Source organism: Levilactobacillus tongjiangensis, assembly GCF_003946345.1.
Classification (GTDB): domain Bacteria; phylum Bacillota; class Bacilli; order Lactobacillales; family Lactobacillaceae; genus Levilactobacillus; species Levilactobacillus tongjiangensis.
Genome location: NZ_RHNY01000009.1, coordinates 96,906 through 120,327, shown reverse-complemented (window position 1 = coordinate 120,327; position 23,422 = coordinate 96,906). Strand labels below are relative to the sequence as shown.

Here is a 23,422-nt window from a genome sequence, read left to right as displayed (position 1 = left end):
TAATTGTTGTACGAGCAAAAGAAAAGAACCCGTCCACCAAATCGGTGACAGGTTCTTTTGCTTGTGCAACTCAATTAACTGACTATATCGCTAATGGCGCTTAATGAACCCGCGGCCATGTCTTACCAGAATACTTGTACGGAGCGTAGCCTTTGAACCCACCATTGTCGAGGTCCTTGACTATCAGCTTATTTTTGTTGGTAACCTTGAGCTTTAGCCGTTCTTTGTCGCCTGAAACGCTCCCTTTGATTGAATAAATCTGCTTACCAACCATTTTATACTTTAGATGCTTGACGAGATGACCGCCATCCATGGTATGACCGGCAAACAACGATTTGTTAGTGAACGTGTAACCCACGTAAGCCATCAAGTTTTTGTCCGTAACATGACTGATCATATAAGTCCGATTACGGACAACCCTAGGCACACCTTTGTGCCATTTAGTCGCGTCAGCCGTGGTCCCCGTGGCAAAGTAAATCCCGCCAATCAGCAAAACTATCAGGCCAACCACTGCGATACGAATTAATTTACGCATTCCTATTCCTCCTGAGAAACTAACGTCATTAGGTACCATGATTCATGGGATTAATTATATTCGTGCCTATTTTGAATAACAATATCTTATTTTATAGGACAGCTTTATATTTTCCACTAACTGGCTACTTCTGCTTGTTCCACATGAAACAGCAGCTGAAATTTATAAACCTCTCCCACCCTTTCAAAATTCTACAGTCTTCCACCCCATAACTGCTATACTAGTAATAGCAATTTTCACAGAGAAATCTAGCTTCATTTACGTACGCAAATCAACTAAGGCATAAGGGAGTTTCAGAATGAATAAAATTTTAAAGGCACAGTTCTTCGTCGATGACCTGTCAGACGACCAGAAGACTGTTATCACCAATATCAACGACTACATTAAGCAAGGGCTGAACGGCAACCAATCTTCCGTAGCTATTATTGAAGGCGCTGCTGGAACTGGGAAGTCCGTGGTCCTCATGGAACTCGTTCGTCAGTACATGACCGATAGCCGCTACCAAACCTCACTGGTGGTCAACCATCCCGAGCTGTACAAAGCCTATCAAGACCTCGCTGAATCCATTCCAAACATGAAGGTAAAGTCCATTCGGCGGCCCACTGCTCTGATCAACTACGCCCAAAAGAACCACAAAAAATACGACATTATTTTCGTCGATGAAGCCCATTTGCTCTACTCCAAATCAGAACCTTACGCCCACTACCGCGGTCAAAACCAATTGACCGACCTCATGAACTTGGCTAAGGTCGTGGTCGTCGTGTACGACTTTGAACAAGTCTTCCAGTCCAAGATGTATTGGGACAAAGACCTGCTCTACAAGACCATCGGCTCCCACCCACATAAGCTGTTCAACATGAACTTCCAATACCGGATGGTTGCCAGCGACGAACAGGTGGCTTGGATGGATGACTTGTCCGCTGAAAAGCCATTGAAACCTTTCCCCGACAACAGCGACTTCGAATTCAAAATGTTTGATACTGCCGGCGAATTGTTCGAAAACATTAAGAAACGCAACAAGGAATTTGGCATGAGTCGGGTCGTAGCCACCTCTGGGTTCCCTCGCATTGATGGCCGCCACAACGTTGAGATGGATACGTTCAACCTACCTTGGGACGAATGGGACCCACAACGGACCCACTGGGCCAAGCGTGAAGGCTCCATCACCCAGGTCGGTACCATCTACACCCTACAAGGTTTTGACCTCAACTACGTGGGCATGATCATTGGACCGTCATTTGGCTACGACCCTAAGACGGATACAATGACCATCATTCCCGAAAAGTACTCCCACAAGGAAATCTTTAAGAAACGGAAGGACATTCAATTTAGCCGTGACGAATACAAAACGTTTATCGCTAACGTCCTGAACGTCTTAATGAAGCGGGGAAAATACGGTCTGTACCTGACAGCCTACGACGATGCTTTACGGCAACGGCTACTTGAATTGTCCGAAACTGGCAAATAATTACATCTAACCTAAACGAAGGCGACTCACCTAATACCCCATTCCAGGGTAACTTGGTGAATCGCCTTTTTAGTACGCTACTAACGATAATGTTTCATGTGAAACAGTGGCACTCTTTGATTCATCTTTTTATGTTTCAGCGTACTTAGTTGCAAATGCCGTAAACCTCTGCTCCAAAAGCTCAGTATTTAGGAGTTGTCCCCACCAGGTAGCATCAACGGATACTGTCGGCTGTCCCGCCGCCACTAAAGAGGCTACCACGGTCGCAATGGTATCTGTGTCACCACCAAGATTAACTGCCTTTAAAATTGCGTCTTTAGGTGCTGGTTGATTTAAAGCTAACCAAACGGCCGCCATCAAAGTATCAACAACATAACCGGAGGTCTTAATAGCTTCAACCGGAAAATGACTAAAATCAGGGTCAAACATCATTTGATAGTACTGTAATTCCTCTGCATATTCCGTATCTTTAAAGAATTTAGCCAATGATATCTGAACTATCGGTATTGCTTCCCCCAAGCTCATACCATTTAGAATACTGTGTAATAATTCCAGGAAGATAAAACTCGCAACCACTGACCGCGCATGACGATGCGTTAGAACCGTGTAATCACGAATAAGCTCAAAACGGCGATTCTGATTTGTTTCATGCTGTAAGACTATGGCCAATGGCGCAATTCTCATTAAAGCACCATTGCCATTTGCCTCTGGTGAAGCATCCCCACACATCAGGGGGGTAATGCCATTAATCACGTAGTTACGTACTGCATGAGCACACGTTCGACCCACGTCAAACAATTCCCCACGCGGTGTATCTGTACCAAATCTCATATATCTTTCTAGACGTTGCATCATATCAGTGTAGTCACCTTCAGCAACTATATTTTCTAGCAAACACAATGTCATCGACGTATCATCCGACCAACTGCCAGCTGGCTGTTCCCAAAAAGAACTGGGTTGCATCTCCGTGATAACAGGGTATGTTCCACGCTCTTGCATCTCAGCTGGGACACCAAGTGCATCAGCAACTGCTGCCCACTGTAAGCCATTCATAATTTCATGATAGTTCATAAGTATCCCTCCATAATGTCTAGCCATTCTTTATTATCACAAATCGTGTAAATAACACTTGAATTTAGCATATCACTAATTTCAGAGAATCACGCTTGACTGTAACGTTACGGCATAGTTTAAGCTCATGGTTAATACACGAGCTTGGCTCCTCCGTTCTCTGCGACATGCCTATGGAAAGCTGGCCCTGCTACTTAACTTAGAGACAGGAGAAAAACCATGACTAACGAAAATACCGACTTAACCACCAAAATTATTGCACTTGAAAAGGGCGCCCTAGACAAATGGTTCAAGGGCGACACTTCGGGCTACTTAACCATCTGGTCTCAAAAGAACTTTTCCCACTTTGACAGCTATAAACCGCACCGGGTCGACACCTACGCCGAAATCAAAGAATTCGTTCTCGCTAACGTTGAGGGCAAACTATTCGCCGATACCTACGACTTCGAAGACCCCCGCGTTCAAATCAAAGGTGACATGGCAGTTCTAACCTACCAACTATTTGCCAAGACTTCACTGAACGAAATGCACTACAACTGCATTGAGGTTTACGAACGCGAAGGCACTGACTGGAAGGTCGTTCACTCAACCTGGTCCTTCATCCGGCCAATGGACATGGACTTTGGTCAGAAGAAAACATTGGTTTAAGCTGAAACTCAAAGATCAGTACGTCGTTACATCTTAATCATCCTGAAACCTAACAAAAACGGGTGTCCTCATTGAGGATACCCGTTTTTGTTAGCCATTCTGTTCATGCCAAGCCTTAATCTGCGCCAATCGCTCCTTGAACCGCCGTTCATGGCCCTCGGTCGTCGGCAAATAATACTCATGTCCTTCTAAGGAAGGCGGCATAGTTTTCATCGTCGTCAGCTTATCTTTGGCATAGTGGGCTAATTCATAGTCCTTGCCGTACCCTAAATCTTTCATCAGCTTAGTCGGTGCGTTCCGAATCTGTAGCGGCACCGGATCATTCACCGTCTGCTTCACGTCCTTAGCCGCCGCGAGTCTGGCCTTATAAATGGCATTAGACTTGGGCGCCAGCGACAGGTAGGTCACGGCCTCAACCAGGTGAATATCACACTCCGGCATCCCCAGAAACTGGCAAGCCTGAAAGACGTTGATTGCCACGTTGAGGGCGTTCGTATCGGCTAAGCCAACGTCCTCACTCGCAAACCGAACCAGCCGCCGCGCAATATACAACGGGTCCTCGCCACCCTCTAACATTCGCGACAGCCAGTAAATAGCCGCATCGGTGTCACTATTACGCATGGATTTATGCAGCGCAGAAATAATGTTGTAGTGTTCCTCACCATTCTTGTCATACAACACAAACTTTTTAGTAATTAACTGGCTGAGATTATCCATGGTCACCGTCGTGGCCCCATCAACCTTCTCACCATTGAGAATCGCCATTTCTAGCGTATTTAATGCCATTCTGGCATCCCCGTCGGCAAAGTTAGCAATCGCTTGAATTTCATCGTCGCCAATCTTAATACTCTGTTTCCCGTAACCGTTAGAATTTTGCAGAGCATTCTCGACCAGCGTGATAATGTCAGCCTGTTGCAAGGCTTTCAGGACAAATACCTTACAGCGTGACAACAAGGCTGAGTTGATTTCAAACGAAGGATTTTCCGTCGTTGCCCCAATTAAAATGATGCTTCCCCGCTCAACGTAGGGCAGAAACGCATCCTGCTGAGCCTTGTTAAACCGGTGGATTTCGTCCACAAAGACGATTGTTCGTTGCCCAATTTCCCGGTCCAATTCAGCTTGCTTCATAATTTTCTTGATTTTACTGATACTGCTATCCACGGCACTAAAGCTCAAAAAACTAGATTGCGTTTTACGGGCAATAATTTCAGCCAGCGTGGTCTTCCCAACACCCGGCGGTCCCCAGAAAACCATGGACGAAACTTGGTCATTTTCAATAATTTCTCGCAAAATCTTGCCAGGACCCAGTAGATGTTGCTGGCCAACGAATTGGTCCAGGTCTTGGGGCCGAACCCGACTGGCCAACGGCGTGTTCTCTGGTTGATTTGAGAAAAGTGATTCCTGTTTCATGTACGACGCCACCCTACCTTCAGACTTCAGTAATCGAACTGTTGTAGGTAATCATAAACTATGACGTTGCGGGACAGTCAACCAACAGCGCTTATTGATTTAAACACAGTCACGCTATCTGCAATAAAAAAAGCGAACACAGTATCTGCTCGCTTCGTTTACCTTAAACTATTCATCCTGACTCAAGCCCGAACCCGCCGGACCGACACCAGTTCTCCCTGCACCACCAACCGCTTAGGTTCGCCGCGCTTGGCGGAGGCACAAGTTACCAGTGTCACCAATTTCTTGCCGGGTACGTCGTCAATGACGTTGACCTGGTGGCGATCCACCACCCGGACCCGTGAGACTTGGTAATGGTACACCTGTTGCTTGTCCGTCAGATAGACGTTATCTCCGCGTTGCACGCCCTTTAGTGGGGAAAACAGGAGCCGCTTAGCCGCCATGTAATGCCCGGCCAATGCGTAATTACCCTGGCCCATCCGTTGGTCTGCCTTCAGCGTTCCCGCCCCCCGCACCAGCACGCTATTACTGACACCAATGCCGATCGGTAAGTCCAATCCCACCGTTGGGACTCTCAGCTGGCCCACCGCACCATCGTAACCACTATTCCCGGTCAACTCACGGAGGCGATACCCACCAACCGTGAGCGGTGTCAGCTGCGAGGTCTTGGCGTAATCAAACGGGGCCGTCCTACCCTGATCCGTTTTTTTCTGGGCCGATTGCTTGGCCCGCCGAACACTCTCAACCGTCATCTCCCGTTTAGCCGTATCACCCATCCGGGTTACCGAGGAATTTTGCGTCAACCCGAGTAGGACCAGTCCACTCCCGACGAGAAACATCACCAGCAACCAGAGGGAACCTTTTTTAAAGCGTCGTTTACGTTTCGTCATTTAGTTACCCTCCCTTGCTTGTCTGAATCGCCGGTAACCGGCCCACGTGCCACCGATCAGCAGGAGTGCCCCGATGACCAGCAGGATAATCTTGTACCAGTCCCACACCATCTTCCCTTGCGGAATCGTCTTAGTTTCGTTCGGAATTCGCTGTCCCGTCACCAAGAGCCGGTGGGTGTTGATCATATACGGCGTACAGGTCATCAGCGTCACCTGATTTTTGGTCGTGTCCCGCAGGATTGGCTGACGCGTGGCCGCTTTCACGGTCCGAATGTTCGTCACCCGATAGGTCATCAACCCGTAGGCATTCTTCAGGTAGAAATGGTCGCCCCGCTGTAACCGCGGTAGGTCCGTGAACAGGGTCGCGTTGGGTGACCCCCGGTGAGCCGTAATCAGACTGTGCTGGTTACGTTTGCCCTGCGGCACGTCCGTCCCGTGAACCAATCCTGCGTATTTCTGTAAAACGGGGTCGCTGGTCCCAGCAAACACCGGTAATTCCACGTTGATGGTAGGAATCGCCACTAACGCTAGGGGGGGCGTCCCCATGAACCGGTCATTTTCCTGTTTGAACGGGTTATAGAGGGTGGTCCGAGTATCCCTTGCCTGCCGTTGTAAGGACCGCTGGAGCGCTTTTCGTTGTCTAGTACTCGCCGACCGCAACTGGTTCTTATACGCCACCAGGACCCCCTGCTGACGCCAACCAATCACCAAGTTACTGGCGGCTGGGTAGGCAATCAGGCCTAAGCCGAAACAACATAGCAGAATCACTAGCCATTTACGCATGTGGGGGTCCTCCCTTCTCTAATTGTCTAAGTGGCTTACCAGTTAGGCCGCCTTCCGTTGCCGGTAGTAGAGGTAACCGGCGCCACCCATCAGAAGACTCCCGATGAGGAGGAATAGCCAGATGCCCATCCCCCCAGTGGTTGGCAAGGCGTAACTTTCGTTTTTGATCGTCTGGATGTTTGTTTCTTCATTAATTTCAAATGGTGTCGCTTCCTTCAACAACGCGTAGCCTGCTGGGGCTTGCGTTTCAACTAAGTTGTAGGTGACCTTGCCATGCCGTTGGTCATACACGTAAGGGACACCGGTGAAGTCAAACGTGCCATCTTCTGCGGACGTTAACTCAGTCGCGGTGGCCTTACTCGTCACCCATTTCACGAAAGTCTTACCTTGGAAGACGGCCCAGTAAGTTTTACCCTTGGGACTAATCTTTTGGACCTTAAACTTCGCTCCAGCCAGGCCTTTTTCGGTCTGCGCGTCCACCTTCTTGAATTCAGCACCCCCAAGAATCAGGTCGTTTTTGATTCCAATTCGCGTGCCCTGGATACCAAAGTGGTCTGCATTCGGTAGCGTTTTGAGTGCTTCGATGTTGCCTTCCTTATCGACCGTAAAGGTCAATGAAAGTTTGTGCTTCTTGGTATCCGTTTGCTGATACCACGGGTAGCGCTTGTTGGCAGACTCCGTTAACACGTACTCGGTCCCGACTTCCAGGCCACCAAATGCGATGTCCCCGTTTTTGTCGGTCTTCAGAGTCCGCACTTCACCTTCGCCATTCTTCTGTGCCAGGGTGAATTCTACCTTGCGTAATGGCAGGTACGTCTCACTGGTTGGATCTTGAGGATTACGCCCCACCTTGTGAATCTCAGGGTCGACGTCCCGGGCAATCAGGTTCTTAGGGTACAGGTGAATGGTCGCCTTATCACTCAACGGTAAACCAATGATCAGGGGCGCCGACAGCTTCGTCAAATGCTGCGTCGGGGCGACCGTTTCCATGATCAGGTAGAAGCCGCTGTTGCGGATGCCAGGAAAAGTTAGGGAACTAGACTGGCCTTTCAACGTTTTGTCAGCAATGCTGGTTAACCCGTTGGCCTTCACGAAGGCCTCTTGGGCGGCTAATAAGGCCGCTGGATCAGTCTGGTTAGCCGTAATGTCTGCCAGTAGTTGGGTCCGGGCAGTTTCAAAGGCTTCGCTGGTTGCTTCGCCACTGGTGATACCCCGCTCTTTCATCACGTCGGTCAGGTCATAAACGCTATAGGTGACCTCACCGTACTTACCAGCGTCGTAAGGCGTCACGCCGGTTGGCAGGGAAACTTCATCCCCAGTGTTCTTAATCGTTTCTGTCGTTTGATCCTCCGAGTTGTTGTCCAGTTTGTGCAGTTCCATTGTGACCGTGCTTGGCGCTTGCGTGCTGGCGTGGGCAACTGCCCGACCGCCTAGCGCCAAGCCACAAACGGCGAAGGTCGCAAGCACCAGCTGTCTAATTTTAGTGAATTTCATGGGTTATCCTCCTCTAGGGTAAGTGCGCCAAATGGCGAGAGACGATAGGGTGAGTATGAGCCCAACGACAATGAACCAGAAGATTCCTTGTCCCCCGGTTACGGGAAGACTGTAGGGGTCGTTTTCAATTTGCGTTGGTGTGGTCTGAGCCTTACCAGAAATGGTGAATTCAGTTGGCTTTCCGACTACGTGGCCATCGGGTGCCTTGGTTTCAATTAACTTGTACGTGCCTTTCGCGAGGCCAGCGACCTTAAAGTTGCCGTCGCTGTCGCCCTGCAGTCGGGTCGCCCGTGATTTCAGTGCGACCAGTCCGGTCTGACGATTGTTGACGTCAAAGGTCAGGTACTGACCATCCGCGTTTTGAATGATAAACGTGGAGCCGGCAAGGGACTTGCCCGTGGTGCCATCAACCTTCTGGAACTCGTAACTGCCCCGGATGAAATGGGTCACCACTTTGTTCGTGCGTTTCCGCCATCTGTGGTCGTCACCGGAATTGAATTCGATGCTGGCTCGATTCTTAAGGGTCCCGACAAAGTCGTCATCGATCTTCGCTGTGATTTGAACGGCGAAGTGGCCACCGTCAAATTTCAACTCTTCAATTTCTTTTTCAGAGAACTTGTATGTGATCTTACCTTCAGGGGTAATCTCGAGATTCCCAGTCAACGGCGTCATTTCTTTGCCATCTGTGTTGAATAGTCGGAAGCCACCTGCCTTAACCGTTAAACCAGCTGGCAATTTATCCCGAAAGATGATCTCATTCGGTTTCGCAATTGATTCGTTAGGAATACTGTAGGTCTTTTGGTAAACCGTGTAGACCAGGTCGTCTTGGCTGTCGTTGTCCCGGTCAATCGTCACGCCGTCTAAGTTGTTCTTGTCTAGTCCTAGCTCGTCGTCCCGGTGAACGGTCTTTTGTGGTGCTGGTTGCTCTAGTGGCATGATGTACCCACTAGAGAAGGACTGCCAAGTAAAGCCTGATTCACTTCTTAACTTAAATAGTTGGTCACGTCCAACCAGTGGGAAGGAAACGGCGCCCCGTTCGTAGTCACTGGAACCGAGGTAGTCTCCCCAGTCGGCTGGTCGCTCGCCTTCTTTTCTGTCCGCTTCATACTTCTCTTTATCAACGACCCCCATACCAGTACCTTCGTACCAACCATTTGGATGCTCGGCTATGGTCGCGTTAGGCGCTAACTTTCCTGGTAAGTTCAATCGACTACCAGCCCATTCGTGCGCACCATCTTCATTCCCGTTCAGTGACCCAAACGTGAAGTAGCTGCGAGCATCCCCGTTACCATCAAGTGGCGGGAAAACGAGCGCTTGCTTCCAGTCAGAAGTAGTAAACGTCACGTCGATATCGAGAGTTTCAATCCCGTTGTAGACCATTCCGGAGTAGAAGTTGTTGGAAAAATCAATGAAGGCCTTGCCATCTTTGGGTTCACCGCTAATCTTGTCGTGGTACTCAATGTTGGAAATCTTAACGATGGCCCCCATTGGTTCAGTTGGGTTGTCGGCCGTCGTTGAATCCGTGTAGGCCCCGACGTTTTGGTAATAAACGAGAATGTCGTCTGCTTTATTACTAGTTGGCTGGCCGTCAACCGCTACGGCGTAGGCCTTTTCACCATCTCCGGTCCCCGTGCCGTCGCCCTTTCGCATGTAGGATGAGTGGTAGTGTTTTTCGAAGTTATCAAAGTTGGTTCCACCGTAGTACCCACCTGAGATGATACCGTTGACGCCCAATTCTTTCTCCAACACGTTCACATTGTCTTTAGCAGGTAGTGAACCAGCCACAATTAGGCTGTCTGACCAGCTGTCCACCTGGATTTGCGCCCGGTGAACGTCGATATTTGTGCCAGATAGTGCATCTGTCGGTGCCGCGGCCATTTTGGATTTAGTAGTGGTAGCCGTCTTAGCCACCTTGTCGTCAGTGTCGTCCTTAGTAGTTGCCGGTTGCTCACTGGTGGTCGTTGTTTTTGGTGATTGTTGGCTCCCCTCTTTTGGTGAATTTGATGGTTGCTTGTCAGTCGTCTTGGTGTCGTTAGTCGTGTCTGATGCTGGTGTGACTTCTTTAGGTGTTTCTTTAGTTGTCTTCTTCGTAGATTTCTCAGGTGCTTTCGTAACTGACTCTTGAGTCGCGTCTTCCGCTGGTTCTTTAACGAAGTCTTCCGTTGATTCCTCGGCCTTTTCTTCGGCAGCTTCTTTAGTTTTTTCAGCTGTAACCGCGATTTCAGGAAGCGTGTAAGTTTCTTTTGAGTCGGCAACGTGTAAGTCGAGTTGTAGTTTAGCCACTAGTAGTGGGTTCGTCACTTCGACTGGTACGACCAGCTTCACCTTCTTGACGCGGCCTTGGTCATTTTGGATAATGAGTTGGTTTTGTTGGTCTACTCGCGCTGTGATGTCTTCGTTGGGCTGTAGGTCAACGATTTCCCCGGTCTTAAGCTTGACGTTGTCCTGGTCGGCTAACGTCATCATCGTCTCCCCAGTGGGTAGCTTGATGGTCAACGCCATCTGTAACTCTTGAGGGTCGTGACTGCTGACCTTTTCAACAACTTGGCCCGCCTGGTCTTGGAGGGCCGCCATCTTAATAATGTTTTCTCGCTTTTGCGCCTGAATACGTAACAGTGAAGCCAAGCCAAGGAAACATCCCAGTATCGCAATAATTCGTAACAGTTTTTTCATGCGGTAATCCTCCATATCCCCTGTGGGTTTCGTTCTGTCTTTTTTCGAGTGATTTCAGAATACCAACAAAATGTGAATAACTTATGAACACCATATGTATTTTATAATAATATTAACAAGGTTGTTGTGTTATATATTAAAACGATTATGTCAACTTCTAAATATATTGAACAGTTGTGGGTGGCGTTGTTTCTATCGAGTAAGGGGGGTTGGCGGCAGGATAGGGGTTGTAGGGAGGGGCAGGAATCGGCTGTTTTGAGCTTGGAGGGGCTAGCGGGTGATTTCGCTATCGATTTATTTTATTTCTCAATTCGTTTGTACGGGATAGTTGCGTGGATAACTTAGGTGAAAGCTGGTATGCAGACGCTGGATAATGCATAGAGACAGCAAAGAGGTCGCCCAACGTTGCTGGACGACCTCCTGTGAGTATTTAGATTGTTCTAGACTTACTGATGTAGCTAGACTAGCTGGGATTGGTTATTTACGGTAGAAATACGTAATCTTATCGTCGGCAATGCCATGCAGTCCCAATGCCTTTTTACCATTGTGGCGACCAGCAGTAAACGTCATGTAACCGGCATAGGGTAGCTTGCTCTTAGGAATTGATGACCCGCCAGGAAAGACGTTATACACTTTATAGTGGTGGTCATAGTTCATGCCACCAATTTCCTTCTTAGAAAAACGGATGGTCTTAGACTTCTTATGGCCACCCTTAAAGTCCATTCTCATGGAATAAGAGTGTTTCTTGAAGGTGTAACTCCATCTAACCTTGATACCCTTCTTGTACTTAGAGTAGCTCTTCTCCTGCCAGGTCCCTCGCAGAGCCTTGGGCATCGTCTTATAGGTCGTAATTCGCTTTGACTTCGCCGCGGCATTGACCGGTTGATCAAAGGTTGTCACAGCTCCGGCAAGGCCCAAGCTTAAGGCAGCCGCTGCCACCAAATATTTAACTTTCATTATGTATTCCTCCAATTGACTATAGTTTAATTCATCAATTACATCATAATTATAGCACTGGGTTAACAGTCGGAATACATAAATAATTTTTGACTGTGATCTTGTTGGAGGACGTGTAGATGAGCCCTGTTTGTTCACTTGTTATATTCTAACAACGCGGATAAACGTTGGTATTTGAATGTTTACGAGCCTCTCTGCAACTTTGTTATGGATTCCGTGAAAATTAATTGAAAAAGATTACTCATGACAATCAAACTCAACATCTTCCTAATATATAAAATAGGCTTAGTACGTAATACACTAAGCCTTCGTAGTAACAATATATATATTTGAAGTACAGATAATTCACTTCAATTTTGGTTTGACGTTGTTAAACTACCTTGTCTGAAACAGTGATTTTTTTCCTTCTAGAGATGACTTTGCCTTTTGAGTTTGTCGTACTTAATTTAAGCAGGTTACCAAGGAACGATACCATCAATATCTGAAAAAGTGCCAGAATCAGTTAACGCATCAGAAGTGGCCAATTCCACAGTCCGCGCGACACCCACTTGCACGGTCCGATTACCGCCGCCACCACCAAAACTGGTATCTACCCAACCAGGATTGACGGCGTTTACCGTGACAGGCGTTCCCTCAAGTTCGGCTGCGAGTTTGACGGTGAACATATTGACCGCTGACTTAGAAGCCTGATAGCCAGATGCTTGCAGTTTGTGAATACTGGTACTGGCATCGCTGGCTAGAGTCAATGACCCCACTGCACTAGAGATATTGAGAATCCGGCCAGCCGGCGCTGCCTTTAAAAGTGGTAAGAAGACCTGCGTAACGTCGATCAAGCCAAAATAATTCACGTTAAAATCTTGCCGAATTGCGTCTAGTGACAGCTCTGACGGCTTAGTCTCATGATCAACGGCAATCCCAGCATTATTGATTAGAATATCTAAATTAGGAATACTCGTTTTCGCGGCAGCAATCGACTCATGATCGGTCACGTCTAATTGTACCGCCTGAGCTTGCACACCAGCGGCCTCGAGCCGGGCAACAGCGGCCTGTCCACGAGCTAAATTCCTAGAACCAACATAGATAGACTGGCCTTTCAAACCAAGTTCTAGGGCTAATTCGTAACCCATCCCGCGATCAGCACCAGTAATTAATGTATTGATAGTCATATCCATAGCTTCCTTTTCTGTTATGATGGATTTACTATATCAGCCTAACGTAACGGGAGGTCAAGCCAAAATGGAAAATAATAAATTGATGCGAATCGGTGAGTTTGCGAAAGCCGCTAATGTTACTATTCGAACAGTCAGATATTACTTAGAATGTGATTTATTACCACCAGAAAAACGGAATAAAAATAATCAACGGGTCTTTAATGATGAAGACCTACACTGGATAACTAATTTACATTACTTGCGAGAAGCTGGCATGTCGATCGTTGAATTACAACACTACACCGCCTTAGTACGTGAAGGCGCTAGCAGCTTACCGCAACGAATTGAATTAATGCGCGAACAGCGTAAACAAGTCCTCACTGCGATTGCTGATAAGCAGGAACAGCTGAAAGTGATTGATCATAAGCTTGAGCGATATTTGGCTGGAGACAGTGCGGTGATATGAGCGACCTAAACAAGCAGGCCTCGACGATTTCGAGGCCTGCTTGTTTGTCGTATTTTTGTATTACTTATGGTTATGAATTCCGTAACTACCCATTCAGCGATTAGCCCCCCCAAAAAAGCATCACTTATGATATGAGAATCTATAGCATGCCTAGTTAACATTTGACATACAGACTGTCATAACAGATACGGCAATCTTGCTTTAAATAATCTTAAGAATCACAAAGGAATAATTTCATTGCTATCATACCTAGCACAACGTATCATTAAATTAAAAGAATACAAGGGGAGCGATTACAAATGTGGCGTCATAGTGGCAAAAACATTTATTTCAAAGATACAAGTATTCCCGAAGACATGGAAAAACGTATTAATGAGCTCAATGCGCACGTCGTAAAACTGCAAAGTCCCTCTCCAGTAATTGATTTAGTTTGTTACAAAGATAAGAACGCACTTGAAAAAAAGAACAAGGCATTCTTTAAACGACAAGAAATTCAAAAAAAACGCGGACAGGACATAGCATACATAAATCTTGACAATCTAAGAAATAGTCTAGGATATGATGAGTCATTGCCATTTGCAAGATGGTCTGTAATGCCAAGATTCGACCCGTTTAGTGGTAAAAAAGTAAGTCTAACTCGGTACAACAACAATAAAATTGAAGAGGATTAATTATATGATTGTTGCAAAAACTTATAAAGACGACTTTGATCGAACTGTAACACTTGTCGATTCTAAAAAAAAGAGCCAATTTAACCTAGACCAATTAACCTCCGGTGAAATCGTGGCGCTTTGGTGGAGTGCAAAATATAGAACCACAGCCTACATTCCAAAATATTTCAAACAAATTTATGCAATCGATATTCCTTGGCAAAGGAAAATATTTGAAAAATTTGGATACCTTGAAACCTCTGACGACCGCTACAATCTTACTGAAAAAGGACAAAACCTACTTGATTCATATAATTGGATTGTACAAGAACATATAGATAATACAGGTATATTCAATTCTGGTAGACGCTTGCTCTCACAAAAAGATATTTCAAATGCTCTATCCATCGGTTCAGGATTCAATATTCCAGATAATGGTATTCTACCAAACGATTTTATTTCTCTAGATATTGAAACAACCGGTCTTGAATCAAGCGACAACATTATTCAGTTATCAGCAACCCATGTTCTAAACGGTATCGAAGTGAATTATTTCGATACCTATGTCCACGGTAGTAATAATATAAGTACTTTCATTAAAAGCTTAACTAACATCACTGAAGCAGACCTAGCAAATGCTCCTACACTAGAACAGGTCAAGTCTGAATTTACTAAATTCGTCGGTAAACTGCCCATAGTAGGTTGGAATATTAAACGTTTTGATATCCCCTTTCTTTCATCTCGCGGAATTAACTTTTTTGATAATGACATTATTGATTTACTGTATGTTGTGCGTAGATACAACCATGGGGGTATAAATAACACCCTTACAACGGTAAAAAGAATGCTCGGTGTTAAATCATTAGCACATAATTCACTTGCTGATGCTAGAGCTACTGTTCTCGTTGGAAAACTCATCTCAAATTTCAAACAAGTGGTACCTTCAAAAAAAATATCTAGTTCGAAATATTCTAGTTCAGAAGTCTTTGAATATGACGATGATTCTCCAATCTTCGACGGGCTGCGGTTTATATTTACTGGAAGTATTGAAGATGGATCCTACAATCGAAAACAGATGGAATATATTGTTAAAAAACATGGTGGTATAGTTACTGGATCTCTAAGCAAAAACGTTAATTACTTTATTCAGGGTATACAAGTTTCTGCAAACTTGACGGATGGAGAACACAGTAGCAAAGAACTAAAATTTCAAGAATTACAAAAAAACGGGGTTGATATTTATAAAACTGATGGCCGTGGATTCGAAAAATTACTAGCTAGTTATAAATGTACTGCTTTATTATAGATTACTAGTAAGTAACACAAAGTATCTTTTTGTATATTTATTGATAATGCGAATAAATGTTCATAAAATTAAAAAGCCCTACAATTGTTAAACGGATAAGCTTAACAATTGCAGGGCTTTTCTCATAAGACGAATTTACGATTAAAGTACAACACTAAAATGAATAAAAAGCCATGGCGAGGTTATACCTACTTAACAACCAAGAAAAGTAACGGAGTGCTATCTGTAAGTTATCACCGTCTTACTATAAAAGAACGAAAAAATGTTCTAAAATTATTGGTAAGAGGTCTATCTATCCGAGGTGTAGCTTTACAGCTACGTCGTTCACTATCACTATATCTAGAGAGATTTGCTGATACCGAAATATCGTTCCCCCTCCCAAGGCCCAAAAATTTCATCGATTCAGGAGACAATACAGTCATAAACCAAGACTTCCAGAACAATTCCCAGAAGTATGTGCTCAAGTTTTGTGAACATCACTAGCCCCCAAAGCAGATCTCTCAGCGCCTAAAATTAGACGGCAAAGTGACTGTGACTGTTAATGACAATACAATCTATCAATACATTAAAAATCACAATCTGAATTTACCATCCTTGAGAAAGTTGGAGAATCTGTCCTAGTGGCTGCAGTTGAGTAATCAATGAACGCAGCCCTCACAACAAGGTTTGTTCAAGTTCCTAAAGAATTTGTTCTCTCATTTACTCCAGACCATGGAGCAGAATTTTTAAGCTTAACAAAAATCCGTGAAGAACTTATTGTTAATGTCTAATGGCCAGATCCATATACGCCTCAACAACAAGGAACAAACGAGAATACTTCCCTAAAAATAAAAATCTAGAAGCCGCAGATAGACGATAAAATTTAAAAAATCCCCCCATAAGAATTAGAATGTCGGCCTCAACACCTACATTCTAATTCTTATGGGGGGATTTTTTAGTACCGATTTATTATCCCGCCCGCATAATTGTTAAGCACGCTTTAGCACGCTTTAGCGCGCTCAACATGGCCTAAAGGCATTATTAAGAGCTGCCAATGGCAGCTAAGCCACTGGAAAGGTTCTAGTTTACTGTATCCCTGAAGGAGGTCTATTTAATAATACTGTTGCGCCTGGTTTAACAATTCGTTACATTGTAAAAAAGTAACGGTTATTTATTGCTGTAATCGAAATCGTCCCTCAACCTAGCTAAATTTTCTGGCGGCAAAACTTGCTCAGCTTCATCCAATACAGCAAAAACAGACTCCCTTAACCCTTCACTTGAAAGTTTTTTCAAAATATTTGTCATTTGACCAAGTGTAACTTCATTTATTGGTAATAAATTCTTAGCCAAAGCTATCTTCAAATAACTTCCAATTAAACCTATGTGTTCATGGTCTAATTTATCAAAATATATTTCACAGGAAAAGACGTAGTTGTTTAATTTATCATCGCTTGAAGTAATTGCCCTTTCAATGATATTTAATAATTGATTTCCCCGCTTAATTGATACATCATTTATTTCTCTTAATAAATGAGAAATAGTTACATTCACTGATCCTTGGTAATTTCCAATGAACCATTGAAGCCATTTCGAAGTATTATATCTATCTGCATCATCTCTTTTAATAAAGAAATCTAGCAATTGTCGAAACACTGCAGATTTAATATTAGTAACATCATGACTATGTTCTGAGTTTTGATACTCTTCTGGTCTAATTGAAACGAGCGTAGTCAATGCTATATTATTTATAACCCGATTGTCGTCTATTTGAGAGCTTAACAAGCCTTCAACTACGTTTTTAAATTTATCTGTCCACTTTTTATTAAGACTAAGATGATAATTATGGGAAAATCCTACAAAACCGGAGTAAGATACAACCTCTGGATCCTCCTCAAATATTACCACAAACATACCTTTTAAATAACACCTATAGTTCATATTTTGTTGCATAATTCTTTCCAAAAACCGTTCTTTATTAGTTCCAGAAATTACAGTTTGAAAATCAGTTTCAATTTTCTTGATCAAGGAATAATAAATTCCACTCTCGGTATTAATAAAAGTAGTAAGATCTACAAATTCTGTGTTGTCTGGTCTTATTAAAGTTGTTGGATCAACCTCGCGAAATAGAAATCGATAAATGGTTGCTTCTTTATCATCTTTAGCTCGTTGAATCATCTTTGAAAATAACTTCTCATTAAGAACTGTAAACGCCGGCAAGCTTGTCTTCTGCAATTGACGTAAGAAAAAATCAGAGATTTTCTCAGTATCATATCCATTTTTCAAAGCGAAGTTTAACATCTTCACAATTACTGAAATATATTTTTTGAAAAGATCTATATTACTGATTAATTTTTCAATAAAATCCAAATTCTCTATCTTAAAACTTTCCCATTGTTTTTTGGTGTTTAACACTGATTCAAGTTGATTACACTGACCTTCAACACCTATATCCACAAAACTATCCCCAAGACTTATACTTTTCTCAGGGGGCGTTTCTTTCAATTTTTGTATCAATTCGTCAACTTGTTGTATGTTTTCTATAGGCTGTACTTTAAAAAACGCCTGTTCCTGAACTGGATTCATCATTGAAATTTCACTCTCATCATCAATATAACGAAATCGATCACTAATTGGAATGTTATATTTTTCAGAAAATTCAACTGCATTTGATCCTAAGCATCCGCTATTAATATCTAAATTTTTCCGTAAACACTCTAAAACACCAATATCTAAACCACGTTCTAAATCAAGATGTATTAAGATCCTTTGGATTAAGACATTTTTATAGAAAGAATCCGGAAAGATTTGTTTTCGCTCATAAGTCAATTTTCCAGATTGTATTAACTGATTCAAATTTTTCACTATCGTATTTTCCAGAAGTGAAGACATGCTTAAATACTCTGTCTTATTTTGCAGATTGCTCAGAGACGCTTCAAGATAAGGAAGCGTCTTCTGATTGAAACTAAAGAACATCTTATCTGACCACATGGTAGCTACAAAAATTGACTGTGAATGATCAATTTGATGAGAAAACCACAAACACCGAATATCTTGATCTGCTACTTCAATATCAAAATACTCTGCGTTTAAAAATTGACTCAGTATTCTATTTAATTGATCAACTTTTGTATTTGGATTTTGATTGACATATTGAAGAACAATGTCAAAAATCACCTTTTCAGTTTCTGTACTCCATTCCCTTATCTGCTCTATCTCCGATATAATCTTTTCTTTAAATTCCGAACTAAGAGACCCAAACACCCGAGCAATGCACCGCCAATACTCAATAAATAGCGTAGAACTTGTAGCTATATGTTCTTTAAAAAGCAGACTCTCAGAAGTACATTCAATATTTTTAATTTCTACTTCATTAGAGAGATTCGAATACTTTTTAAAAATGGAATCCACGACATAATAAGTTTTCGTACGAAGGGCCCCATTAAGGGCATTTAGGAAATCTGTTTGACTTGAACTTGACAAAAGTATTTCTTCTAATTTGTCTGGATTTGGTAAAAAAGACATTTCTAAATCATGAACTGATTCTGCCAACTTAGCTGAAAACTTTGTTAAATCCGAGAAACGGTTTCCATACCAAATAAGCTGAACACTTTGTTCTTGATTGTAATAACTTTGAATAATTGAATTACGAGTTTCATTTTCTTGAGGCATGTGACTACTGTCATCGTATTTCATTAATGCATAGTGCTGGATATTTAGCCCCTTACATTCAAGCAATGTTAAGACCTCATCCTCTTCCATACTACAACCAACATAAATAATTACTGGTTTCTTTTTTCCAGAAAAAAGATCTCTAACTTTCGAATGTACATCATTTGGTTTCAAATATAAATCTGTATATGATTTAGAAGAACTAATTACTCTAGACCAATTTATAGACGGCAATCCGTGCAAGTGAATCACCATATTAGACGTAAGACTTCCCTCAATGGAAAAAGCGTCTGGAAAAACTTGAGGATTTCCACCCAAAATGGAATGATAAGCATTTTCAATTTCCTCATCATAATTAGTCGTCAAAAACGCTGCATTTAGTTTGACCAACTCATTTAAAATAGTGTTTTCGTGAAATAATGGTTCAGATTCAGAAAAAATAAACCGCTCGCATTCTAAATAATAGTTCTGATACATTGTTTCGCTCGTTTCTGAATTACCTGTATTACAATATTTCTTCACCATAAAGTTTACAAGATCAACTTTACGTTTATTCGATTGCGACGAATCACTTAAACTTTCAAGAAACAAAATATCTGTGCGCTCCACCTTAGTTGCTAAAGTTTCAGAATTTTTAACCAAATTTCTTAAGTTAGAAGTCCAGTAGTTAATTAGTTCTTGAACATAATGATTCCAATCAGGATATCCCTGGGATATCGAAACCCCAGCACCCACAACACAAATTAGTGACTCCTCACGACGTGCATCAACAATATCAGAGATGAAACTATCAATAATATCTTCTGAGTTATATCTTGTTAAATTCATAGGCACCCTTTCATTATCCAGATTCCACATATGACTACACTCATTCCGCCATAACCTGTATCACTTATGATACGGGTTATGACGGAATGACCCACTCAGTGATTAATCCCAAGAAAACCCACATCACTTATGATACGGTGATCCTTCATTAATCATAAACGCCCGATAAACCTGCTCCGTCAACACCAACCGCATCAACTGATGAGGCAGCGTGAACCGGCCAAACGAAATCTGAGCGTCTGCGCGCTTCAGAACGGCCGGCGTCAGTCCCAGTGAGCCCCCGATGACGAACGTGATGTCTGAGTGGCCATACGTGGTCAAGTCCTTCAGTTCCTTGGCAAACTCCTCCGACGAGCGTTCCTTGCCTAAGATGGCCAATGCGTAGACGTATTCACGGTCCTTGATCTTACTCAAGATTCGTTCGCCTTCTGCCGCCATCACCTGATCCATCTCCGCCTGCGACAAATTCTCTGGTGCCTTTTCATCTGGGACCTCGACGATTGAAAATTTACAGAACCGCGACAGTCTTTTGGCGTACTCCGCGATGCCCTGTTTGAAGTACTTTTCCTTCAATTTACCCACAACCACAAACTTGATGTTCATAATTAGCCTCCTGTACACAGGTTGTCCACAAAGTTATCCACAGGTGGACAATCTGGTTTCCTAGATATTGGGGTGAGTAGTCGGACCACCCACCACATGTATTTTTTGTTAAAAAGTCAATCTCAAATTAGTTATCCACCGTTGTCCACCGAAACGGACGTTCGGGGGTCCCGCTTACAAACCGCATTGCATAAGGGTTTCGGGCACCTAAAATGGCGAACAACTTTTTCTATCCACAGTTATCCACCGTGCCTGTGGATAACTTTTGCACCGGGTCGGCCCTCTGATTATCCCCCAAGTTATCCACAGATACAAATTCAATTATTTTCGGCCCTGAATTACCCAGGCCCCTCATAAATTTTTCGTTCGGTTACCGAACCGGCGGGGACGTTTTCATCCGCCTTAGGCCGACCATAAACTTCGGCTTTTCACTAAACAGTTTATCATACACAAAAACGACAGTCGGAAAATCCGACTGCCGTTTTTCATTTTTCACAGATTATTCGGTTAGCTTTCGGAATTCGTCGTTGTCCCGGACGTGGTCTTCAATTGTGAAGAGGTCTCAGTCAACTTGACCTTGGTGGTCTGCTTCTTACCGTTGTGGTAGTACGTCATCGAAACGGTATCGTTCAACTTGTACTTGTACAGAATGTCCCGCAACGTGGACTGGTTCGAAATTTCGTGACCACCCATGGCGGTAATGACGTCGTACTTGGTCAGTCCAGCCTTCTTAGCTGGTGACCCTGCCGTGGCGCTCATCACAACCACACCGCTATCTACGTTAGATGGCAACTTCAAGATTGACTTCTGTTGTGAGCTGGAAACGTTCGCCAGGTCCACGTAGGTGATCCCTAACGCTGGGCGAACGACCTTGCCTCGCTTGACCAACTGATTGATGATGTTGACCACTTCGTTAGATGGAATGGCAAAGCCCATCCCCTCAACGCTAGTCCCCTCAGCATCGCTGGCAATCTTAGAAGACGTGATCCCGACGACTTGGCCGCCAACGTTGATCAGCGCCCCACCGGAGTTCCCCGGGTTAATCGCCGCATCGGTTTGAATAACCGTGGCGTTCCCCGTCTGAGCTCCATTAGAGTTGGTGGTCTCAATCGTCCGCTTCTTGGCGGAGATGATCCCTTCCGTCAGAGACGTTGCGTACTGGCTACCCAGTGGCGACCCAATGGCCAAGGCCGTTTCGCCGACCTTCACCTTGTCAGAGTCACCAAACGACGCAATGGTCTTCAAGTCCGCACCGTTGACCTTTAAGACGGCCAGGTCGGTCACGGAATCCTTCCCCACTAATTTCGCTTGCAGCTGCTTACCTGAGCTGGTGACGACCCGCAGCGCCGATGACCCGGACACCACGTGATTGTTGGTCACGATGTACGCCGAGTTCCCACTCTTCTTGTAAACGACCCCGGAACCTTCGGAAGCTTCCTGCAGGGCCGCCTTACTGGTCGATGAGCCCGAAGAGTCTTCACCAAATAATTGACCCAACGTGCTGTTACTACTGCTTTGTTTTTGTAAATTAATAACAGAGACCATCGCCCCCTTGACCTTGTTAAAGGCCTTGGTGGATTGGCTGGACACGTTGACCGTCACGTTAGAGGTCGACGCGTTCCCACTCTTATTGCTTCCGGCAGGTACCGCCGTATCGTTGAGGCCACTGTTGTTGATGTAGGTGATGCCACCGTATGCGGCACCCCCACCGAGTAGCCCGGCCACCAGTGCGGTCACGGCGACCTTGGTCAAGGTCAGTCCGCCCCGCTTCTTCCGTGGTTCTGGAGTAGGCGTTGGAGTTGCTTGGTTATTATCAGTTGTTTGGTTGTTATCATTATTTTGATTATTGTTGTTATCCATCACATTGCGCTAACGCGCGAACCCTCCCTTATCCGTCAGTTGAAAAATACCTTCAACCGCTTATTTTATAAACTTAATCATAGCGAGTGAGTGTGAATTTTTTTTGATAATTTCATGCACAAGTCCTAAAATTTACGCTTTCTTAACCTATAAAGCGACTAAGGGCGTGGCTTCCTCGGGGTTGGTATCGATCAACTGGAAGTCGTGACCCACACCGAAGTCGCGGTTCTCCATCATGGAGGCGACCGTCAAGTGACACAGCGACTGCATGTTATTGTGCAGACTCCGGTGGCCCAGATAAATCTTCTTGGTCCGGTTACCCAGTACGTCCATCAGAGCGTCGGCACCTTCCTCATTAGAGAGGTGCCCCTTGTCACCCAAGATCCGTTGCTTCAGTGGCCACGAGTACTCACCCATCCGCAGCATCTCTACGTCGTGGTTACACTCCAACAGATAGGCGTCGGCGTCCTTGATAACGCCCTCCACGTGCTCGGAGACGTAGCCGGTATCGGTCAGGATGACGAAGGTCTTGCCGTGGTAGTGGATGGCGTAGAATTGAGGTTCAGCGGCATCGTGGGACACGGAGAAGCTCTCCACGTCGATGTCCCCAAACGTCTGAACCGTATCTGGCGCAAACATATGCTTCTGAGCCAAATCGACCTCACCAATCTTGGAAGACATGGCATCCCAAGTCCCCTGGTTGGCGTACACGTTCAGTTGTTCATACCGCCGCGCCAAAATACCCACGGCCTGGCGGTGATCGGAATGTTCATGCGTTACCAGGAGGGCGTTGACATCGCTCATGTTGCGGTCAATGTCGCCCATTAATTTTTCAATTTTCTTACCACTCAGTCCCGCGTCAATCATAATCTTCTCGTTAGGGCTCTCCACGTAGGCTACGTTACCCGTGCTCCCACTGGAAAGAATACTGATGCGTAAGTTATCTGCTGTTGTTTCTGTCCGCAAGTCCATTCGACCTCT

The 23,422-nt window shown here is 44.5% G+C and carries 18 protein-coding genes and 1 pseudogene; 6 read left to right on the top strand and 13 right to left on the bottom strand.

Going from position 1 to position 23,422, the window contains the following annotated elements:
• Positions 1–100: 100 nt before the first annotated feature.
• A complete protein-coding gene (locus EKM75_RS07225) occupies positions 101–535 on the bottom strand; it encodes a hypothetical protein (protein ID WP_125693316.1) in 435 nt (144 codons plus the stop codon).
• Between the two features lie 298 nt (positions 536–833).
• Here EKM75_RS07225 and EKM75_RS07220 point away from each other — a divergent pair, with 298 nt between their 5' ends.
• Positions 834–2,003: a DUF2075 domain-containing protein gene (locus tag EKM75_RS07220; protein WP_125693314.1), complete on the top strand. Its 1,170-nt coding sequence runs from the start codon at positions 834–836 to the stop codon at positions 2,001–2,003.
• 129 nt (positions 2,004–2,132) lie between these two features.
• Here EKM75_RS07220 and EKM75_RS07215 read toward each other — a convergent pair whose 3' ends face one another.
• A complete protein-coding gene (locus EKM75_RS07215) occupies positions 2,133–3,074 on the bottom strand; it encodes an ADP-ribosylglycohydrolase family protein (protein WP_125693312.1) in 942 nt (313 codons plus the stop codon).
• Between the two features lie 219 nt (positions 3,075–3,293).
• Between EKM75_RS07215 and EKM75_RS07210 the strand changes: the two genes are divergently transcribed.
• The gene (locus EKM75_RS07210) at positions 3,294–3,722 is read left to right on the top strand and encodes a nuclear transport factor 2 family protein (protein ID WP_125693310.1); all 429 of its coding nucleotides are present in this window, start codon (positions 3,294–3,296) and stop codon (positions 3,720–3,722) included.
• A 90-nt stretch (positions 3,723–3,812) separates the two neighbouring features.
• Here EKM75_RS07210 and EKM75_RS07205 read toward each other — a convergent pair whose 3' ends face one another.
• The 7 genes from EKM75_RS07205 to EKM75_RS07175 all read right to left on the bottom strand — a co-directional run bounded on the left by EKM75_RS07205 (position 3,813) and on the right by EKM75_RS07175 (position 13,095).
• Complete coding sequence (locus tag EKM75_RS07205) at positions 3,813–5,132, bottom strand: replication-associated recombination protein A (protein WP_125693308.1); 1,320 nt, start codon at positions 5,130–5,132, stop codon at positions 3,813–3,815.
• Positions 5,133–5,314: 182 nt separating this feature from the next.
• Positions 5,315–6,022 (bottom strand): class A sortase, encoded by a 708-nt coding sequence (locus EKM75_RS07200; RefSeq protein ID WP_125693306.1) that lies wholly within the window; start codon positions 6,020–6,022, stop codon positions 5,315–5,317.
• On the bottom strand, positions 6,023–6,805 hold the full coding sequence (locus tag EKM75_RS07195; protein ID WP_125693304.1) for a class C sortase: 783 nt from the start codon (positions 6,803–6,805) through the stop codon (positions 6,023–6,025).
• A gap of 42 nt (positions 6,806–6,847) precedes the next feature.
• Positions 6,848–8,299: a SpaA isopeptide-forming pilin-related protein gene (locus EKM75_RS07190; protein WP_125693302.1), complete on the bottom strand. Its 1,452-nt coding sequence runs from the start codon at positions 8,297–8,299 to the stop codon at positions 6,848–6,850.
• Positions 8,300–8,302: 3 nt separating this feature from the next.
• Positions 8,303–10,972 carry a SpaA isopeptide-forming pilin-related protein gene (locus tag EKM75_RS07185; protein ID WP_125693300.1) on the bottom strand — a complete coding sequence of 890 codons (2,670 nt, stop codon included), beginning with the start codon at positions 10,970–10,972 and terminating at the stop codon, positions 8,303–8,305.
• A 477-nt stretch (positions 10,973–11,449) separates the two neighbouring features.
• The gene (locus EKM75_RS07180) at positions 11,450–11,929 is read right to left on the bottom strand and encodes a hypothetical protein (protein WP_125693298.1); all 480 of its coding nucleotides are present in this window, start codon (positions 11,927–11,929) and stop codon (positions 11,450–11,452) included.
• Positions 11,930–12,384: 455 nt separating this feature from the next.
• Complete coding sequence (locus tag EKM75_RS07175; RefSeq protein WP_125693296.1) at positions 12,385–13,095, bottom strand: SDR family NAD(P)-dependent oxidoreductase; 711 nt, start codon at positions 13,093–13,095, stop codon at positions 12,385–12,387.
• A 70-nt stretch (positions 13,096–13,165) separates the two neighbouring features.
• Between EKM75_RS07175 and EKM75_RS07170 the strand changes: the two genes are divergently transcribed.
• The 4 genes and pseudogenes from EKM75_RS07170 to EKM75_RS13130 all read left to right on the top strand — a co-directional run.
• Positions 13,166–13,546, top strand: a complete 381-nt coding sequence (locus tag EKM75_RS07170; RefSeq protein ID WP_164508754.1) for a MerR family transcriptional regulator — start codon at positions 13,166–13,168, stop codon at positions 13,544–13,546.
• Positions 13,547–13,845: 299 nt separating this feature from the next.
• Positions 13,846–14,217 (top strand): hypothetical protein, encoded by a 372-nt coding sequence (locus tag EKM75_RS07165; protein ID WP_125693292.1) that lies wholly within the window; start codon positions 13,846–13,848, stop codon positions 14,215–14,217.
• Positions 14,218–14,221: 4 nt separating this feature from the next.
• Positions 14,222–15,502, top strand: a complete 1,281-nt coding sequence (locus EKM75_RS07160) for an exonuclease domain-containing protein (RefSeq protein ID WP_125693290.1) — start codon at positions 14,222–14,224, stop codon at positions 15,500–15,502.
• Positions 15,503–15,718: 216 nt separating this feature from the next.
• Positions 15,719–16,269: pseudogene (locus EKM75_RS13130) on the top strand (helix-turn-helix domain-containing protein); the annotation flags it as partial.
• Between the two features lie 379 nt (positions 16,270–16,648).
• Here EKM75_RS13130 and EKM75_RS07155 read toward each other — a convergent pair.
• The 4 genes from EKM75_RS07155 to EKM75_RS07140 all read right to left on the bottom strand — a co-directional run bounded on the left by EKM75_RS07155 (position 16,649) and on the right by EKM75_RS07140 (position 23,413).
• Positions 16,649–20,008, bottom strand: a complete 3,360-nt coding sequence (locus EKM75_RS07155; protein WP_125693288.1) for an SIR2 family protein — start codon at positions 20,006–20,008, stop codon at positions 16,649–16,651.
• Between the two features lie 93 nt (positions 20,009–20,101).
• Positions 20,102–20,581: a 23S rRNA (pseudouridine(1915)-N(3))-methyltransferase RlmH gene (gene rlmH, locus EKM75_RS07150; RefSeq protein WP_125680648.1), complete on the bottom strand. Its 480-nt coding sequence runs from the start codon at positions 20,579–20,581 to the stop codon at positions 20,102–20,104.
• Between the two features lie 507 nt (positions 20,582–21,088).
• Positions 21,089–22,441: a S1C family serine protease gene (locus EKM75_RS07145; RefSeq protein ID WP_164508753.1), complete on the bottom strand. Its 1,353-nt coding sequence runs from the start codon at positions 22,439–22,441 to the stop codon at positions 21,089–21,091.
• A 147-nt stretch (positions 22,442–22,588) separates the two neighbouring features.
• On the bottom strand, positions 22,589–23,413 hold the full coding sequence (locus tag EKM75_RS07140; protein WP_125693284.1) for an MBL fold metallo-hydrolase: 825 nt from the start codon (positions 23,411–23,413) through the stop codon (positions 22,589–22,591).
• Positions 23,414–23,422: the final 9 nt, after the last annotated feature.

Excerpts from the sequence above, each read along its gene's own strand:
- EKM75_RS07145 (WP_164508753.1), bottom strand. The coding sequence starts at position 22,441 with ATGGATAACAACAATAATCAAAATAATGATAACAACCAAACAACTGAT.
- EKM75_RS07180 (WP_125693298.1), bottom strand. The coding sequence starts at position 11,929 with ATGAAAGTTAAATATTTGGTGGCAGCGGCTGCCTTAAGCTTGGGCCTT.
- EKM75_RS07170 (WP_164508754.1), top strand. The coding sequence starts at position 13,166 with ATGGAAAATAATAAATTGATGCGAATCGGTGAGTTTGCGAAAGCCGCT.
- EKM75_RS07220 (WP_125693314.1), top strand. The coding sequence starts at position 834 with ATGAATAAAATTTTAAAGGCACAGTTCTTCGTCGATGACCTGTCAGAC.
- EKM75_RS07160 (WP_125693290.1), top strand. The coding sequence starts at position 14,222 with ATGATTGTTGCAAAAACTTATAAAGACGACTTTGATCGAACTGTAACA.
- EKM75_RS07155 (WP_125693288.1), bottom strand. The coding sequence starts at position 20,008 with ATGTGGAATCTGGATAATGAAAGGGTGCCTATGAATTTAACAAGATAT.
- rlmH (WP_125680648.1), bottom strand. The coding sequence starts at position 20,581 with ATGAACATCAAGTTTGTGGTTGTGGGTAAATTGAAGGAAAAGTACTTC.
- EKM75_RS07200 (WP_125693306.1), bottom strand. The coding sequence starts at position 6,022 with ATGACGAAACGTAAACGACGCTTTAAAAAAGGTTCCCTCTGGTTGCTG.
- EKM75_RS07140 (WP_125693284.1), bottom strand. The coding sequence starts at position 23,413 with ATGGACTTGCGGACAGAAACAACAGCAGATAACTTACGCATCAGTATT.
- EKM75_RS07225 (WP_125693316.1), bottom strand. The coding sequence starts at position 535 with ATGCGTAAATTAATTCGTATCGCAGTGGTTGGCCTGATAGTTTTGCTG.
- EKM75_RS07210 (WP_125693310.1), top strand. The coding sequence starts at position 3,294 with ATGACTAACGAAAATACCGACTTAACCACCAAAATTATTGCACTTGAA.
- EKM75_RS07205 (WP_125693308.1), bottom strand. The coding sequence starts at position 5,132 with ATGAAACAGGAATCACTTTTCTCAAATCAACCAGAGAACACGCCGTTG.
- EKM75_RS07175 (WP_125693296.1), bottom strand. The coding sequence starts at position 13,095 with ATGACTATCAATACATTAATTACTGGTGCTGATCGCGGGATGGGTTAC.
- EKM75_RS07215 (WP_125693312.1), bottom strand. The coding sequence starts at position 3,074 with ATGAACTATCATGAAATTATGAATGGCTTACAGTGGGCAGCAGTTGCT.
- EKM75_RS07190 (WP_125693302.1), bottom strand. The coding sequence starts at position 8,299 with ATGAAATTCACTAAAATTAGACAGCTGGTGCTTGCGACCTTCGCCGTT.
- EKM75_RS07185 (WP_125693300.1), bottom strand. The coding sequence starts at position 10,972 with ATGAAAAAACTGTTACGAATTATTGCGATACTGGGATGTTTCCTTGGC.
- EKM75_RS07165 (WP_125693292.1), top strand. The coding sequence starts at position 13,846 with ATGTGGCGTCATAGTGGCAAAAACATTTATTTCAAAGATACAAGTATT.
- EKM75_RS07195 (WP_125693304.1), bottom strand. The coding sequence starts at position 6,805 with ATGCGTAAATGGCTAGTGATTCTGCTATGTTGTTTCGGCTTAGGCCTG.